Origin of the sequence: Burkholderia sp. 28_3 (genome assembly GCF_003253915.1) — a bacterium.
In the GTDB taxonomy this organism is placed as follows: domain Bacteria; phylum Pseudomonadota; class Gammaproteobacteria; order Burkholderiales; family Burkholderiaceae; genus Burkholderia; species Burkholderia cenocepacia.
In genome coordinates this window covers 85,613-100,933 of sequence record NZ_QKZF01000012.1, presented here as the reverse complement: position 1 = coordinate 100,933, position 15,321 = coordinate 85,613, and the positions used below count along the sequence as shown (strand labels likewise).

Annotated in this window: 11 protein-coding genes; 3 read left to right on the top strand and 8 right to left on the bottom strand. The window is 67.6% G+C overall.

The window, feature by feature from the left end:
* Positions 1–31 precede the first annotated feature (31 nt).
* A complete protein-coding gene (gene glnL, locus DFS13_RS23695; protein WP_006482511.1) occupies positions 32–1,174 on the bottom strand; it encodes a nitrogen regulation protein NR(II) in 1,143 nt (380 codons plus the stop codon).
* 161 nt (positions 1,175–1,335) lie between these two features.
* Positions 1,336–2,751, bottom strand: coding sequence for a type I glutamate--ammonia ligase (glnA, locus tag DFS13_RS23690; RefSeq protein WP_006496793.1), 1,416 nt, complete (start codon positions 2,749–2,751; stop codon positions 1,336–1,338).
* A gap of 406 nt (positions 2,752–3,157) precedes the next feature.
* Here glnA and DFS13_RS23685 point away from each other — a divergent pair, with 406 nt between their 5' ends.
* Entirely contained in the window at positions 3,158–3,625 is a 468-nt protein-coding gene (locus DFS13_RS23685) for a rhodanese-like domain-containing protein (RefSeq protein WP_062911315.1), read from the top strand.
* A gap of 116 nt (positions 3,626–3,741) precedes the next feature.
* Here DFS13_RS23685 and DFS13_RS23680 read toward each other — a convergent pair whose 3' ends face one another.
* The 5 genes from DFS13_RS23680 to hrpA form a co-directional block, all read right to left on the bottom strand.
* A complete protein-coding gene (locus DFS13_RS23680; protein ID WP_006482515.1) occupies positions 3,742–4,557 on the bottom strand; it encodes a molybdopterin-binding protein in 816 nt (271 codons plus the stop codon).
* Positions 4,554–5,381, bottom strand: a complete 828-nt coding sequence (locus DFS13_RS23675) for an EI24 domain-containing protein (protein ID WP_006478362.1) — start codon at positions 5,379–5,381, stop codon at positions 4,554–4,556. The genes DFS13_RS23680 and DFS13_RS23675 overlap by 4 nt, the downstream gene beginning before the upstream one ends.
* Before the next feature lie 116 nt (positions 5,382–5,497).
* Complete coding sequence (locus DFS13_RS23670) at positions 5,498–6,472, bottom strand: sterol desaturase family protein (protein ID WP_006482516.1); 975 nt, start codon at positions 6,470–6,472, stop codon at positions 5,498–5,500.
* A gap of 16 nt (positions 6,473–6,488) precedes the next feature.
* Positions 6,489–7,478: a beta-propeller fold lactonase family protein gene (locus DFS13_RS23665; RefSeq protein WP_006482513.1), complete on the bottom strand. Its 990-nt coding sequence runs from the start codon at positions 7,476–7,478 to the stop codon at positions 6,489–6,491.
* A gap of 187 nt (positions 7,479–7,665) precedes the next feature.
* A complete protein-coding gene (gene hrpA / locus DFS13_RS23660) occupies positions 7,666–11,886 on the bottom strand; it encodes an ATP-dependent RNA helicase HrpA (protein WP_111442204.1) in 4,221 nt (1,406 codons plus the stop codon).
* A gap of 23 nt (positions 11,887–11,909) precedes the next feature.
* On the opposite strand from hrpA, the gene argA reads away from it, so the two are divergent.
* Both argA and DFS13_RS23650 read left to right on the top strand, forming a co-directional pair.
* Complete coding sequence (argA, locus tag DFS13_RS23655) at positions 11,910–13,289, top strand: amino-acid N-acetyltransferase (protein WP_006485509.1); 1,380 nt, start codon at positions 11,910–11,912, stop codon at positions 13,287–13,289.
* Positions 13,290–13,342: 53 nt separating this feature from the next.
* The gene (locus DFS13_RS23650) at positions 13,343–13,618 is read left to right on the top strand and encodes an oxidative damage protection protein (protein ID WP_006478357.1); all 276 of its coding nucleotides are present in this window, start codon (positions 13,343–13,345) and stop codon (positions 13,616–13,618) included.
* A gap of 261 nt (positions 13,619–13,879) precedes the next feature.
* Here DFS13_RS23650 and DFS13_RS23645 read toward each other — a convergent pair whose 3' ends face one another.
* A complete protein-coding gene (locus tag DFS13_RS23645; protein ID WP_077020334.1) occupies positions 13,880–15,292 on the bottom strand; it encodes an MFS transporter in 1,413 nt (470 codons plus the stop codon).
* Between the last annotated feature and the right edge of the window lie 29 nt (positions 15,293–15,321).

The following is a 15,321-nucleotide window of genomic DNA, read 5'->3' as shown; positions in this document are numbered from 1 at the left end:
GTCAGATATGGGTGAATCGCAATGTCGCCGCTCAATGGTCGAGCGGCAGCAGGATCTGAAATTCGGTACGTCCGGGCCGGCTTTCGACCTCGATCATCCCGTCGTGCTGCTGTACGAACGTCTGCGCGAGCGTGAGGCCGAGGCCGCTGCCGTCTTCGCGTCCGGACACGAGCGGGTAGAAGATCCGGTCGCGGATCTCTTCCGGAATGCCGGGCCCGTTGTCGATCACGTGCAAGTCCAGTGCCAGCCGGTACAGGCGCTTGGCGATCGTCACCTTGCGCGCGATGCGCGTGCGCAGCTCGATCTTCGCGTCGCCCTGCGCGATCCGTTCGCGCAGCGCCTGCGCGGCGTTGCGCACGATGTTGAGCAGCGCCTGGATCAACTGCTCCTTGTCGCCGCGCAGGTCCGGCACGCTCACGTCGTAGTCGCGCTCGATCGTGAGCCCGCGCGGGAACTCCGCGAGCATCACCGCGCGCACGCGTTCGCACACTTCATGAATGTTCACGTCGCCGACGATGTGCGGATGCCGGTGCGGCTCCAGCAACCGGTCGACGAGCGTCTGCAGGCGGTCGGACTCCTTGATGATCACCTGCGTGTATTCGCGCAACTCGCCGCGCTCGCGCTCGCCCAGCTCGAATTCGAGCAGCTGGGCTGCGCCGCGAATGCCGCCGAGCGGGTTCTTGATCTCGTGCGCGAGGTTGCGGATCAGTTGCTTGTTGACCGCGGTCAGGTCGTGGATGCGCTCTTCCCGATCGGTGCGCGACTGCCGTTCGTTCTCGAACAGCTCGACGAGCACGAAATCGGGCGCGTTCTCGAGGAAGCCGACGATCGCATGCACGTGCAGCGGTTCGCGGCCGGGCCGGTCGAGCACGGTATCGAGATGCGTCGCGTGAAAGCGTTCCTCGCCGATCGCGGTGATCGTCGAGGCCAGCTCGTTCGCGTTCGGAAAAATCTCGCCCCACGGCCGCTGCGCGAGCTGCCGCCGCGAGATGTCGAGCATCGCCTCCGCGGACGGGTTCGCGAACGCGATCCGCAGCGTCTTGCGGTCGAGCACGATCACGACCGTCGGCAGCGCTTCGAGCCCCGCCAGCAGACCCGAGCGCGAGAGCCGCTCGTCGTCCGTCAGTCGTTCGGGCTGCCCCGTTTTCGCCTTGATCAGATTCTTCAGAACCATCTGCGTGCTTGTCGCGCCTCAACGGGCCAGAAAATGAAAATCGTCGGAACAAAAAAGGGACGGCTGGACGCCGTCCCCTTTCAGACTCCGCCGCTCCCGCCGCAAGCCGCGCGGCGGGAACGAACCGGCATGACGGCGCTGAATCGAAGCGCCATCGCCGATTAGAGCGAGTAGTACATCTCGAACTCGATCGGGTGCGTCGTCATGCGGAACTTCGCCAGCTCCTGCTCCTTCAGCGCGAGGTATGCGTCGAGCATGCTGTCCGTGAACACGCCGCCACGGGTCAGGAACTCGCGATCCTTGTCGAGTGCTTCGAGCGCCTGGTCGAGGCCCGCGCACACGGTCGGGATCTTTGCATCTTCTTCCGGCGGCAGGTCGTACAGGTTCTTGTCCGCTGCTTCGCCCGGATGGATCTTGTTCTGGATCCCGTCGAGGCCGGCCATCATCAGCGCCGAGAACAACAGGTACGGGTTCGCCATCGGATCCGGGAAGCGCGTTTCGATGCGGCGGCCCTTCGGGTTCGACACGTGCGGAATGCGGATCGATGCCGAACGGTTGCGCGCCGAGTAGGCGAGCTTGACCGGCGCTTCGAAGTGCGGGACCAGACGCTTGTACGAGTTCGTCGTCGGGTTCGTGATCGCGTTCAGCGCGCGAGCGTGCTTGATGATGCCGCCGATGTAGAACAGCGCCAGTTCCGACAGGCCGGCGTAGCCGTTGCCCGCGAACAGGTTCTGGCCGTCCTTCCAGATCGACTGGTGAACGTGCATGCCCGAACCGTTGTCGCCGACGACCGGCTTCGGCATGAACGTCGCCGTCTTGCCGTACGAGTGCGCGACGTTGTGGATGATGTACTTCGACCACTGCGTCCAGTCGGCGCGCTCGACCAGCGTCGAGAACTTCGTGCCGATTTCGTTCTGCCCCTGGCCCGCCACTTCGTGGTGGTGCACTTCGACCGGGATGCCGAGCTGTTCGAGCAGCAGGCACATTTCCGAACGCATGTCCTGGAACGTGTCGACCGGTGCGACCGGGAAGTAGCCGCCCTTCGTGCCCGGACGGTGGCCCGTGTTGCCGCCTTCGAATTCCTTGCCGGCCGACCACGGTGCTTCTTCCGAGTTGATCTTCACGAAGCAGCCCGACATGTCCGTGTTCCACTGGACCGAGTCGAAAATGAAGAATTCCGGTTCCGGACCGAAGAAGGCCGTGTCGCCGATGCCCGTGCTCTTCAGGTACGCTTCCGCGCGCTTCGCGAGCGAACGCGGATCGCGCTCGTAGCCCTTGCCGTCGGCCGGCTCGACCACGTCGCAGGTCAGCACGAGGGTCGACTCTTCATAGAACGGGTCGATGAAGGCAGCGTTCGGGTCCGGCATGAGCAGCATGTCCGACGCCTCGATGCCCTTCCAGCCCGCGATCGACGAACCGTCGAATGCATGGCCGCTTTCGAACTTGTCTTCGTCAAACGCCGAAACCGGCACCGACACGTGCTGTTCCTTGCCGCGCGTATCCGTGAAGCGGAAATCGACAAACTTGACGTCCTCGTCCTTCACGAGCTGCATGACGTCGGCGACGGTTTTACTCATAACCTCTTCTCCTGATTGAACAATTCCGGCGGACTGGGAACCGCCTCGTTTATCGAGCTGACCGGGGTCTTGCTTTTGGCGCAGCGCGCCCCGATTCGACCGAATTCTATATAGCAGCTTCCGTGCCAACCATCGCAAAACCGACGCGGATCGCGCCGTCCCGCGCCGCAGCGGGGCTCGCCTGCGCAATTGCAGGGCTCGGGGTCGCACCGACGCCGACGACATTGCACCGCATTGGTGCAATCAGCGAGATGCGGCGGCGCGCCCGAATCATTCTGGTGCATGCGCGCCATTCTGCACTCTTTTGGTGAACCCGTGGCCCGCGCGTGCGCCGCAGGTCGCGCGGACGTCCGTGCCGCGCCGCCGCGCTAGAATGATCGTTTGACCGATACGGAGACTTCCTGCCATGAGTACGCTCGACCAGCTTTACGCGAAGGCCGACGAACGCCGCGCACAAGGCGCGCTCAACTACGCCGGCGCGCTGCTGCCGGTCGAGGCATTCGAACTGCTGCAGCTCGACCCGTCGGCGCGCCTCGTCGACGTGCGCACGCGCGCCGAGCTGGACTGGATCGGCCGCCCGCTCGTCGGCGACGGCCAGTACCTGCACCTCGAATGGACGCGCTACCCGGGCGGCGTGCCGAATGCCGAATTCGTCAACGAACTGAAGGCGGCCCTCCCGGCCGTCGATACGCCGATCCTGTTCCTGTGCCGCAGCGCCGCGCGCTCGAAGCTCGCCGCGGTCGCGTCCGCGCAGGCCGGCTACACGAAGGCGTTCGACCTGCTCGAAGGCTTCGAGGGCACGAAGGACGCCGAAGGCCACCGCAAGACGGTCGACGGCTGGTGCTTCCGCAAACTGCCGTGGATCGGCGCCTGAGCGCGCGCCGCACCCGCCGGTTGCGACAGCCTCATCGTCGAGCCGGGCGATGACATGCCGATGACGGGCCGCGTTGCGCGGCCCGTTGCTTTTGGCATTGCCGCGTTGCAGGCCGCTCAGGGGCGCGGCGTGTCGGGCTCGACGACGTCGCCGCCGAGCAGATGCACGCCTTCGCGCAGCTTCACGAACGCGGCCGCGACCGCTTCCGGCTCGCCCTTCACGCCGAGATCGATGTGCCGGCGCGCGTAGATGCCGCCGCGCTCCGCGTCGCCCACGCTCGGCAGGCTGAACACGCGCACGCCCGGGAAATCGCGCTCGATCTTCTCCATCAGCGGCGTGAGTGTCGATTCCGGCAGTTCGAACACGTACAGCGAGCGCTCCGCATGCGGCGTCGCGTGATGCAGATGCGCGTACTTCGTATCGAGCACCCATTCGATCATCGGCCACGCCATCACCGGGAAGCCCGGCACGAAATGGAGATCGCCGACCGAGAAGCCGGGAATCCGGTTGTAGCCGTTCGGGATGATCGTCGCGCCCGCCGGGAACACGCCCATGTTGAAGCGATGCTGGTTCTCCGGCGACTCGAAGTCGACCGGCGTGGCCGGATCGGTGTGCGTTTCGCGAATCCGCTCCGAAATCAGCTCCTTCGCTTCCGGATGCAGCGCGAGCGGCACGCCGAGCGCGGCGGCCGCGCACTGGCGCGTATGGTCGTCCGGCGTCGCGCCGATGCCGCCCGTCGAGAACACGATGTCGCCCGACGCGATCGCGCGCGCGAGCGTCGCGGTGATGCGCGCCGGATCGTCGCCGACGTATTCGGCCCAGTCGAGCGCGAGGCCGCGCGCGCCGAGCAGCTCGATGACCTTCGCCAGATGCTTGTCCTGCCGGCGGCCCGAAAGGATTTCGTCGCCGATGATGATGATGCCGATGCTCATGCCTGCCCCATGTCGATTGCGGTGGCGCGCGCGCTGGCGCGCAGGTCTTCCAGCGCGCGCAGGCAGTAGTGCCCGAACCACAGCGCCGAGAAGACGAGGATGAAAGCGTAAACCCAGATCATGGCGGCCGCGACGAACGGGAACAGCACCATCATCCAGACCGACGAGACCCACACGAAGGTCGGCACGGTGCCGAGCAGCCCGGTCGCGACGCCGATGCCGATCAGCGGCCAGCGGTGCCGGCGCACCAGCGCGCGGCGCTCGTCGCGGCTCGCGTGCAGCGCGAGCGCGTCGTAGGTCATCACGCGGTACGTGAGCCAGCCCCAGATCACCGGCGGCAGCAGCGCGAAGAACGGCGGAATCAGCCATAGCGGGATCGTGACGACGAGCAGCACGACGCCGACGATCGCCGCGCCGAGCGAATTGACTACGCTGCCGAAGAAGGTGCCGCCCCGCTTCGCTTCGAGTGCCGCGAACTGGCGATTCGAAAGGTGCTTGATCACGACCGGCATCGAGATCGTCGCGATCAGCAGCAGCACGGTCAGCACGATCAGCGGGATCGCGAGCGACACGACCACGAACGGCGCGACGACCGCATGCAGCTGCGACATGCCGATCGCGTCGAACGCGCGATACAGCATGGCCGTCAGCACGAAGCCGTCGAGCGCGCCGCGCGCGAGGTCCAGCAGCGTCTGCCACGAGAACCACAGCACGGCGCCCCACAGCAGCGCGGAGACGACGAACGGCATCAGGGTGAGCCACAGCATGCGCGGGTGCAGCGCGCTGGCGAGCGCCCGGACGAAGGAACGCAGCAAGTCGTTCATGCGGACCTGTATCGATGGAGAAAAACGGGGAAAGGATAAACCACGCGGCCCGCATGCGCCAAAGCGCATGCGGGCCGCGTGGGAAAGTCGTTCAACGGGAGAACGGCCGGATCGGGTCAGGCCGACGCCGCGCCGCGCTTGGCGGGGAACAGGCGCCGGAAGATCCGCACGAACGCCAGGCCGTGCTGCGACCAGAAGCCGTCGCCATAGGACACGCCCTCGACCTGCTCGCGGATGCCGGTCGGCTCGACCGTGCGGTTCCACGACGCGGTGCCGAACATCATGTCCCACCACGGGAACAGCACGCCGAAGTTGCAGCCGTACTTGGTGCCTTCGTGGCCGTAGCCGACCGCATGGTGGCGGCGATGGAAGATCGGGCTGACGAGCAGGCGCTCGCCGATGCGGCCGTACGACAGCCGCGCATTCGTGTGCTGAATGCTCTGCAGGAAGTTCGTGACCGCGGTCAGCACGACGAACTGCGACGGCGTCACGCCGATCACGAGCGCGATCGCCGCGAAGAAGCACGACTGCAGTACGTCGTCGAGCAGGTGGTTGCGGTCGTCGCACCACAGCGACATCTGCCGCTGGCTGTGATGGACCGCGTGCAGCTCCCACCAGATACCGAACTTGTGCTGCCAGCGGTGATACCAGTAGCCGGCGAAATCGAGCACGACGAGGTAGATCGCGAACGCGACGATCGGTTGCGACGTCACGCCCGGCCACAGATAGTCGAGGTTGACGTTCGCGACGCCGTGCAGGCGCAGCCACGCCTGGAAGCTGTCGAACACCGGCTGCAGCGCGAAGAAGAAGAACAGCGTGTAGATGCCGAGCTTCGAGATCGCCGTGTAGATCACGTCGACCCGCACCGCGCGGCGGTTCTTCCAGCGCTCGACCGGCAGCAGCGCCTCGAGCGGGCGCAGCAGCGCGAACATCAGCACCATCTGCAGCGCGCCGATGATCACCCAGTACAGCGCGTCGTAGGTGTCCTCGTCATAGTCCATCAGGTTGAACTTGAAGAGGAGCGGCTGCACGACATCGACGTACAGCCAGGTCTGGATGTCCGACACGAACGCATCGATCAGGTGCAGCATCGTTCGCCTCCGCCCGTCACGCGCCGTTCGCGGCCTTCCACGGCGCGCGGTCGTAGAAGTAGATGCCGTGCGGCGAGCGGCCGACGGCGATCGTCTGCACCAGCTTGCGCGACGCCAGGTCGATGATCCCGACCTTCTTCGCGAAACGGAACGTCACCCACAGCGTCTTCTTGTCGGCGGACAGCTCCATGTCGTCCGGGCCCGGCAGCAGGCCGGTGATGTCGCCGACGTTGGTGAGCGTGTTCTCGTCGATGATGCTGATCGTGTTCGCGACGCGGTTGGTCACCGCGACGTGCGTGCCGTCGGCGAGCGAACGGAAGTTGTGCGCGCCCTTGCCCGTGTAGATCTGCTTGACGACCTTCTGGTTGCGCCAGTCGACGACCGCGACGTAATCCGCGCCGGTCATCCCGACGAGCAGGAACTTGTCGTCCGGCGTGAGCCACAGGCCGGCCGGCACCTTGCCGACCTTCATCTTCCATTTGACCGTCTGCGTCGGCAGGTCGATCGCCGCGATCTCGCCGGACACCTGCAGCGACACGAGCAGCGTCTTGCTGTCCTTCGTGAACGCGAGGTGGCTCGGCATCACCGCGAGCGGCACGCGCTTCACGAGCTTCAGGTCGCGGCCGTCGTAGCCGTAGATGTCGACGCGGTCGAGCCGCAGGCCCGCCGCCGCGAACCACTTGCGATCGGGCGAGAAGCCGAGCTGGTAGGGATCGTCGATCCCTTCGACGGTGCGCTGCAGCTTGCCCGTCTTCGGATCGAGGAACATCAGGCTGTTCGAGACCGAATTTGCAACGATCAGCGACGCATTGTCGGGCGTCGCCATCAAATGGTGCGGTTCCTTGCCGGTCGGCATCGTGGAAACGACTTCGCGGGTCTGCTGGTCGATCAGGGAAAGCGTCGCTTCGGCCGAGTTGAGAACGATCACGTTATTCGCGTGGGCGGCGGGCGCCAGTACGGCGGCGGCCAGCGCGAGCGTGCGGCCGAGGGAAAGGAAAGTGCGCATGAAGACTCACGTCGTGGAACAGCAGTCATTGTAGAACGTTCGGCGGGCCCCTCCGGTTGACCCATGCCGGTATTGCGCCGCTTCGCCGCACGCCCCGCCTGCCGGACGCGCCGCCGCGGCAGGCGCCGTGCGGCCGGCCGGGGCAGCCAGGGCCAGGCCGGGGCGGACGCGGTCAACCGATGCCGCGCTAGCGCTGCATCGACTCCCAGACCTTGTGCAGACGCTTGACAGAGACCGGCATCGGCGTGCGCAGTTCCTGCGCGAACAACGAAATCCGCAATTCCTCGAGCAGCCAGCGGAATTCCGCGAGCCGCGCATCGGCGACGCCGCCGCGCTGCGACACCGCGCGCTGGTACTGCTGGGCGAGCGGCAGCAGCTCGGCCGACTGCTTCGCGTCGCGTGCCGGATCGGCCTTCAGCTTGTCGATGCGCAGCGCGATGCCCTTCAGGTAGCGCGGGAAATGCGCAAGCTGCGCGTAAGGCGTGTCGATCACGAAGCGCTTGCCGACCAGCGCAGCCAGTTGCTGCTGCAGATCCGCATGCGCCTGCGCGAACGGCTTCGCCTGCGCGAGCTTCTTCACGAGCCCCGCGTATTCGGCCAGGATCTGCCCGACGAGCCGCGCGATTTCCTGCGCGAGCAGGTTCAGGCGGCTGCGGCCCTCGTCGCGGCGCGCGTGGAAGCTCGCGTCGTCGTCGGGCAGCGGATCCTGCAGGCACGCGCGGTCGAGCGCCGTGTCGATCAGCTGGTCGCGCAGTTCGTCCTGCGTGCCGAGCGACATGTACTGCATCGCCATCTCGCGCAGGCCCGGCAGATTCTTCTCTAGGAACTTGATCGGCTCCTTCAGCTGCAGCGCGAACAGCCGCCGCAAGCCGGCCCGGTGAATGCGCGCGGCCTCCTCCGGCGAATCGAACACCTCGACGTCGCAGTGCGTGCCGCGGTCGACGAGCGCCGGATAGCCGTACAGCGTCTGGCCGCGCCGGCGGATTTCCAGCAGCTCGGGCAGCTTGCCGAAATTCCACGTCGTCAGGTTTTCGTACAGCGCGGTCGCGCCGGTTTCCGCCGGGACGGCCGTCTGCGGCGCGGCGCCCTTGCCGGCCTTCGCGCCGCGGGCGGCAGCCGCGGGCGTGGCAGCCGACGCGGGCGCGTGGCCGAGCGCCTGACCGGCGTCGGCGTCGCCGCCGGTCGCGATCGTCGACGCCGCCGCGATCTTCTGGAACTGCTGCTGCGCCTGCGCGCCCAGCTCCTGGCGCAGCTGCGCGAGATTGCGCCCCATCGCGAGCTGGCGGCCGTGCTCGTCGATCACCTTGAAGTTCATGAACAGGTGCGCGGGCAGCGTCTCGAGCTTGAAGTCGGCCGTTTTCATCGCGACCTGCGTCTCGCCGCGCACGTCGGCGATCAGCGCCTCGACGAGCCCGCCCGCACCGAAGCGCTCGCGGCCCATCCGCTCGACGAAGCCGGCCGCGTATTCGGGCAGCGGCACGCAGTGCCGGCGCAGCTTCTGCGGCAGCGACTTCAGCAGCAACTGGACCTTTTCCTTCAGCATCCCCGGCACGAGCCACTCGCAGCGGCGCGCGTCGACCTGGTTCAGCGCGAAGAGCGGCACCGCGAGCGTCACGCCGTCGCGCGGCGTGCCCGGCTCGAAGTGATAGGTGAGCGCCATTTCGACACCCGCCATCGTCGCGCGCTTCGGGAACAGGTCGGTCGTGACGCCGGCCGCCTCGTGACGCATCAGGTCGTCGCGCGACAGGTACAGCAGCCGCTGCTTGTCCTCCGCCTGGCCGCCCTTCTTCACCTCGTCGCGATACCAGCGCTCGAACGCGGCGCCCGTGTGGATGCCTTCCGGAATCGCATGGTCGTAGTACGCGTAGATCAGTTCGTCGTCGACCAGCACGTCCTGACGGCGCGACTTGTGCTCGAGCTGCTCGATGTCGGCGAGCAGCTTGCGGTTGTGCGCGAAGAACGGCAGCTTCGTGTCGAATTCGCCTTCGACCAGCGCGCCGCGGATGAACAGCTCGCGGGCGCGCGCCGGGTCCTGCTTGCCGAACGCGACGCGCCGCCGGTGGTAGATCGGCAGCCCGTACAGCGTCGCGCGCTCGAATGCGCTGACCTGCGCCGGACGCTTTTCCCAGTGCGGCTCCGACAGCGATTTCTTCAGCAGGTGCGCGCCGATCTTCTCGACCCACTCGGGCTCGATCTTCGCGAGGCAGCGCGCGTACAGCCGGCTCGTCTCGACGAGTTCGGCCGCCATCACCCAGCGGCCGGCCTTCTTCGCGAGCGCGGAGCCCGGCCACAGGTAGAACTTGATGCCGCGCGCGCCGAGGTAATGCGGATCGTCGTCGGCCTTCATCCCGAGGTTGCCGAGCAGGCCCGTCAACAGGGCCAGATGAATCTGCTCGTAGGTGGCCTCGACTTCGTTGAGCCGCCAGCCGTGCTCGCGCACGACCGTCAGCAGCTGCGAATGGACGTCGCGCCACTCGCGCAGCCGCAGGTGCGACAGGAAGTTCTGCCGGCATGCATCGATCAGCTGGCGATTCGATTTCTTGTGCGCGACGGCCTCTTCGAACCACGCCCAGATCTTCAGCCACTGCAGGAATTCGGAGCGCTCGTCGGCGAACCGGCGGTGCGCCTGGTCGGCCTGCTCCTGCGCTTCGATCGGGCGGTCGCGCGGGTCCTGCACGGACAGCGCGCTCGCGATGATCAGCACCTCGCGCAGCGACTGCTGGTCGCGCGCGGCGAGAATCATCCGGCCGACGCGCGGGTCGAGCGGCAGGCGCGCGAGCTCGCGGCCGAGCGGCGTCAGCGCGTTGTCGTCGTCGACCGCGCCGAGTTCGTTCAGCAGTTGATAACCGTCCGCGATCGCGCGGCCGGGCGGCGGCTCGAGGAACGGGAACGATTCGATCGCGGTCAGGTGCAGCGACTTCATCCGCAGGATCACCGACGCGAGCGACGAGCGCAGGATTTCCGGGTCGGTGAAGCGCGCGCGCGCCTGGTAGTCGCTTTCCTCGTACAAGCGGATGCAGACGCCGTCGGCCACGCGGCCGCAGCGGCCCGCGCGCTGGTTCGCGGCCGCCTGCGAGATCGACTCGACCTGCAGCTGCTCGACCTTGTTCCGGTACGAATAGCGCTTCACGCGCGCGAGGCCGGTATCGACCACGTAGCGGATGCCGGGCACCGTCAGCGAGGTTTCGGCCACGTTGGTCGCGAGCACGATGCGGCGCGCGTTCGACGCCTTGAACACCTTGTCCTGGTCGGCCGCCGAGAGCCGCGCGAACAGCGGCAGGATCTCGGTATGCGGCGGATGGTGCTTGCGCAGCGCCTCGGCCGCCTCGCGGATCTCGCGCTCGCCGGGCAGGAACACCAGCACGTCGCCGGGGCCTTCGCGGCACAGCTCGTCGACCGCGTCGACGATCGCGTCCATCAGGTCGCGCTCGGCTTCGCGCGCGGTCTTCACGCGGTCGCGGCCGCCCGTGCCTTCGGCGTTCTTCACGGCCGGGCGATCCTCGGCCACCGGGCGGTAGCGCATCTCGACCGGATACAGCCGCCCGCTCACCTCGATCACGGGCGCGGAGCGCGCGTCGGTGCCGAAATGGCGCGCGAAGCGGTCGGCGTCGATCGTCGCGGACGTGACGATCAGCTTCAGGTCCGGCCGCCTCGGCAGGATTTCCTTCAGATAGCCGAGCAGGAAGTCGATGTTCAGGCTGCGCTCGTGCGCCTCGTCGATGATCAGCGTGTCGTACGCCTTCAGCAACGGGTCGGTCTGCGTCTCCGCGAGCAGGATGCCGTCCGTCATCAGCTTGACGGACGCGCCCGGCGCGAGATTGTCGGTAAAGCGCACCTTGTAGCCGACCACCTCGCCGAACGGCGTGCCGAGTTCCTCGGCGATCCGGCGGCCGGTCGACGAGGCGGCCAGGCGCCGCGGCTGCGTATGGCCGATCAGGCCCGTGCCGCCGGCGCCGAGGCCGCGGCCGAGATCGAGACAGATCTTCGGCAACTGGGTGGTCTTGCCCGAGCCGGTTTCGCCGCAGACGATCACGACCTGATGATCGGCGATCGCGCGCGCGATCTCGTCGCGCTTGCCCGAGACGGGCAAGCTTTCCGGGTACGTGATCGGCGGAACGGGATTCGGTGCGACCGGGGCGCGCGGCGGACGCTCGCGGCGCGGGGCGCGCTCGCCCGTTGCCTGGGGCGCGCCCTTCGCGGCCGGCTGGCGCGCGCCGCCGCGCCGTTCGTCGCCGCGCGGCCCGCGCGGTGCGGGTGCCGCCGTGCCCGCCGGCTTGTCCTGCTGCTGGCGGGGCGGCTGGCCCTGCTGCTGGCCCTGCTGCTGGCGCGCATCGGCCGCACCATCCGGGTGCTGCGCCGACGGCGTATTGGCCCGCGTCGGCGCGGGACTTTTAGAAACATTCGACATGGGGGCGCATTATAATCCCGCCCATGAATTCCCAAACCGACCTCCCTCCCGCCCAGACCGGCGCCGCGACGCCGCCGGCCGCCGACGATTCGGCCGCCAGCCACGCGCAGTTCGTCGACTGGATGCGCTCCGTCGCGCCCTATATCCACAAGTTCCGCAACAGCACGTTCGTCGTGGGGTTCGGCGGCGAGGTGGTGCAGCAGGGGCTGCTGAATGCGCTCGTGTCCGACATCGCGCTGTTGCAGGCGATGGGCATCCAGATCGTGCTGGTGCACGGCTCGCGCCCGCAGGTCGAGGAGCAGTTGAGCCTGCACGGTGTCGAATCCGAGTTTTCGCACGGGCTGCGCATCACCGATGCGCGCGCGCTCGAATCCGCGAAGGAAGCGGCCGGCGAGGTGCGTCTCGACATCGAGGCCGCGATCAGCCAGGGTCTGCCGAACTCGCCGATGGCGCACGCGCACATCAGCGTCGTGTCGGGCAACTTCGTGACCGCGCGGCCGGTGGGGATTCTCGACGGGGTCGATTTCGCGCACACGGGCATCGTGCGCAAGATCGACGCCGAATCGATCCGTCATTCGCTCGCGAGCCGCAAGCTCGTGCTGCTGTCGCCGCTCGGTTTCTCGCCGACCGGCGAAGCGTTCAACCTGTCGATGGAAGACGTCGCGTCGGCGGCCGCGATCGCGCTGCGCGCCGACAAGATCATCTTCCTGACCGAAGGGCCCGGCATCGTCGACGACGAAGGCGAGCTGGTCCGCGAAATGTCGCTCGACGCCGCGGCCGAGCTGCTCGATTCCGGCAACATCCAGGGCGACGACGCGTTCTTCCTGAAGCATTCGATCCGCGCGTGCCGCGGCGGCGTGACCCGCGCGCACCTGATCCCGCAGTCGCTCGACGGCAGCATGCTGCTCGAACTGTTCCTGCACGACGGCGTCGGCACGATGATCTCGTACGAGAATCTCGAGAGCCTGCGCGAGGCGACGCCGGACGACGTCGGCGGCATCCTGTCGCTGATCGAGCCGCTCGAGTCGGACGGCACGCTGGTGCGGCGCGGCCGCCACCAGATCGAACGCGACATCGACCACTTCTCGGTGATCGAGCACGACGGCGTGCTGTTCGGCTGCGCGGCGCTGTACCCGTACCAGCAGGAGAAGATCGGCGAGATGGCGTGCCTGACGGTCGCGCCGGAAGCGCAGGGCTCGGGCGACGGCGAGCGCCTGCTCAAGCGCATCGAGCAGCGTGCCCGCGCGCGCGGCCTCACGCACATCTTCGTGCTCACGACGCGCACCGAGCACTGGTTCCTCAAGCGCGGCTTCGTCAAGGTCAGCGTCGACGACCTGCCGGAAGACCGTCGCAAACTCTATAACTGGCAGCGCAAGTCGCTCGTGCTGATGAAGCAGCTCTGAGCACCGGCACGACTGCCCTTCCCCCCAGACACCGATTACAGGAGAAGTACACGATGGCTCGAATGATCCAATGCGCGAAGCTCGGCAAGGAAGCCGAAGGCCTCGATTTCCCGCCGCTGCCGGGCGAACTCGGCAAGCGCATTTACGAGAGCGTCTCGAAGGAAGCGTGGCAAGGCTGGCTCAAGCAGCAGACGATGCTGATCAACGAAAACCGCCTGAACATGGCCGATCCGCGCGCGCGTCAGTACCTGATGAAGCAGACCGAGAAGTACTTCTTCGGCGACGGCGCGGACCAGGCGTCCGGCTACGTGCCGCCGACGGAAGGCTGAAGCGACGCGACTCGCGACGGCAGGCCGCGCCGGCCTCGTCGCGACGTGAAGCCAACGCCCAGGCAAACGGCACCGTGTCTCGCACGGTGCCGTTTGCTTTTGGGAAGCGTGATCCGGTGCGAGCCGACGCCGCGCGACGCACGCTCGGTCCGGCACGCGATGCCGCCGGAGCGCCGAATTACCGCGCGACCGCGCCGGCGGATTGCCGCCTCACCGAATTACCGCGTCGCCAGCGTGCCGAATCGCGCCGGCCTCCCCGCGTCACCCCGCCGGTTTCAACGTGCCGCGATCGTCGGGCTGCGCCGGCGCGCCGGCCGGACAATCGGCCCCCGCGCCTTCGGTGCCCCACTCGGCCGCATCGCTGCGCTCGGCGCTCGACAACTCGTCGGCGCGATACCCGGTGCGGTTCAGCAGCGCCAGCATGCACGCCAGCGACACGAGCGCGTACAGCCCCGACGCGATCGCGACGCCGACGATGCTGCCCGTCGCATTGAGAATCGCCTGCGCGAGCACCGGCGTGCCGCCGCCGACGACCAGCGCGCTCAACTGATACGCGAGCGACAGGCCCGTATAGCGGATGTTCGCCGGGAACACGCGGGCGAGCACGCCGCCGACCGCGCCGTAGAACATCGCCGACGGAATCGTCGAGATGCACATGCCCGCGACGGCGACCCAGTACGAACGCGTCGCGAGCGCGTGGAACATCACGGGCATCAGCACGATTTCCGGGATCAGGATCCAGCCCATCGCGCGCCGCATGTCGACCTTCGACACGAACCACGCACCGACCGGCTGCATCAGGAACTGCACGACGAGCGAGATCGACAGGATGCCGAGGAACGTGCCCTGCGCGTAGCCGAGTTCCTTCGTCGCCCACGACAGCGCGAACGTGCTGCGGAAATACGTGACGTTGATCACCGGCAGCGTGCCGGCCGCGAGCAGCACGACGACCCAGTGGTCGCGCACGACGTCGCGCAGCGGCAGCTTCACCGTGCGCTTGCGCGCGAGCACGCGCTGCATGTCGATCGACTCCTCGAGCCGCAGCCGGATCACCATCCCGATGACCACGAGCACGGCCGACAGCAGGAACGGAATGCGCCAGCCCCACATCAGGAACGACGGGGTCGGCAGCGCGCTCAGCGCGAAGAATGCCGCCGTGGCCAGCAGGTTGCCGGTGGGCGAGCCTTGCTGCGCGAACGCCGCATACAGGATGCTGCGATGCTTCGGCGCATTCTCGCTCGCGATCAGCACCGCGCCGCCCCACTCGCCGCCGACCGCGATGCCCTGCAGCACGCGCAGCACGACGAGGCCCGCCGGCGCCCACACGCCGATCGACGCGTAACCGGGCAGCAGGCCGATGCCCGTCGTCGCGAGCCCCATCATCACCAGCGTGATCACGAGCGCGGTCTTGCGGCCGACGCGATCGCCGAGATGCCCGAACGCGATGCCGCCGAGCGGCCGCGCGGCGAAGCCGGCCCAGAACGTGACGAACGCGAGCAGCGTCGCGACGCCGGGATCCATCGTGCCGGAAAAGAACACCTTGCCGAACACGAGCGCCGCGGCCGTGCCGTAGATGTAGAAGTCGTACCACTCGATCGTGGTGCCGACGAACGCCGCGAGGGCGGCGCGGCCGGGCCGCGGTTGTGCGGCGGGCGGGGATTGAGGACGGCTCATCGATGTCTCCATATTGGGGTGATCGGGGG

Bases quoted from the DNA above. Each gene is read 5' to 3' on its own strand.
- glnA (WP_006496793.1), bottom strand. From the start codon at position 2,751: ATGAGTAAAACCGTCGCCGACGTCATGCAGCTCGTGAAGGACGAGGAC.
- DFS13_RS23680 (WP_006482515.1), bottom strand. From the start codon at position 4,557: ATGAGCATCGGCATCATCATCATCGGCGACGAAATCCTTTCGGGCCGC.
- DFS13_RS23685 (WP_062911315.1), top strand. From the start codon at position 3,158: ATGAGTACGCTCGACCAGCTTTACGCGAAGGCCGACGAACGCCGCGCA.
- glnL (WP_006482511.1), bottom strand. From the start codon at position 1,174: ATGGTTCTGAAGAATCTGATCAAGGCGAAAACGGGGCAGCCCGAACGA.
- DFS13_RS23650 (WP_006478357.1), top strand. From the start codon at position 13,343: ATGGCTCGAATGATCCAATGCGCGAAGCTCGGCAAGGAAGCCGAAGGC.
- DFS13_RS23670 (WP_006482516.1), bottom strand. From the start codon at position 6,472: ATGCTGCACCTGATCGATGCGTTCGTGTCGGACATCCAGACCTGGCTG.
- hrpA (WP_111442204.1), bottom strand. From the start codon at position 11,886: ATGTCGAATGTTTCTAAAAGTCCCGCGCCGACGCGGGCCAATACGCCG.
- argA (WP_006485509.1), top strand. From the start codon at position 11,910: ATGAATTCCCAAACCGACCTCCCTCCCGCCCAGACCGGCGCCGCGACG.
- DFS13_RS23675 (WP_006478362.1), bottom strand. From the start codon at position 5,381: ATGAACGACTTGCTGCGTTCCTTCGTCCGGGCGCTCGCCAGCGCGCTG.
- DFS13_RS23645 (WP_077020334.1), bottom strand. From the start codon at position 15,292: ATGAGCCGTCCTCAATCCCCGCCCGCCGCACAACCGCGGCCCGGCCGC.
- DFS13_RS23665 (WP_006482513.1), bottom strand. From the start codon at position 7,478: ATGCGCACTTTCCTTTCCCTCGGCCGCACGCTCGCGCTGGCCGCCGCC.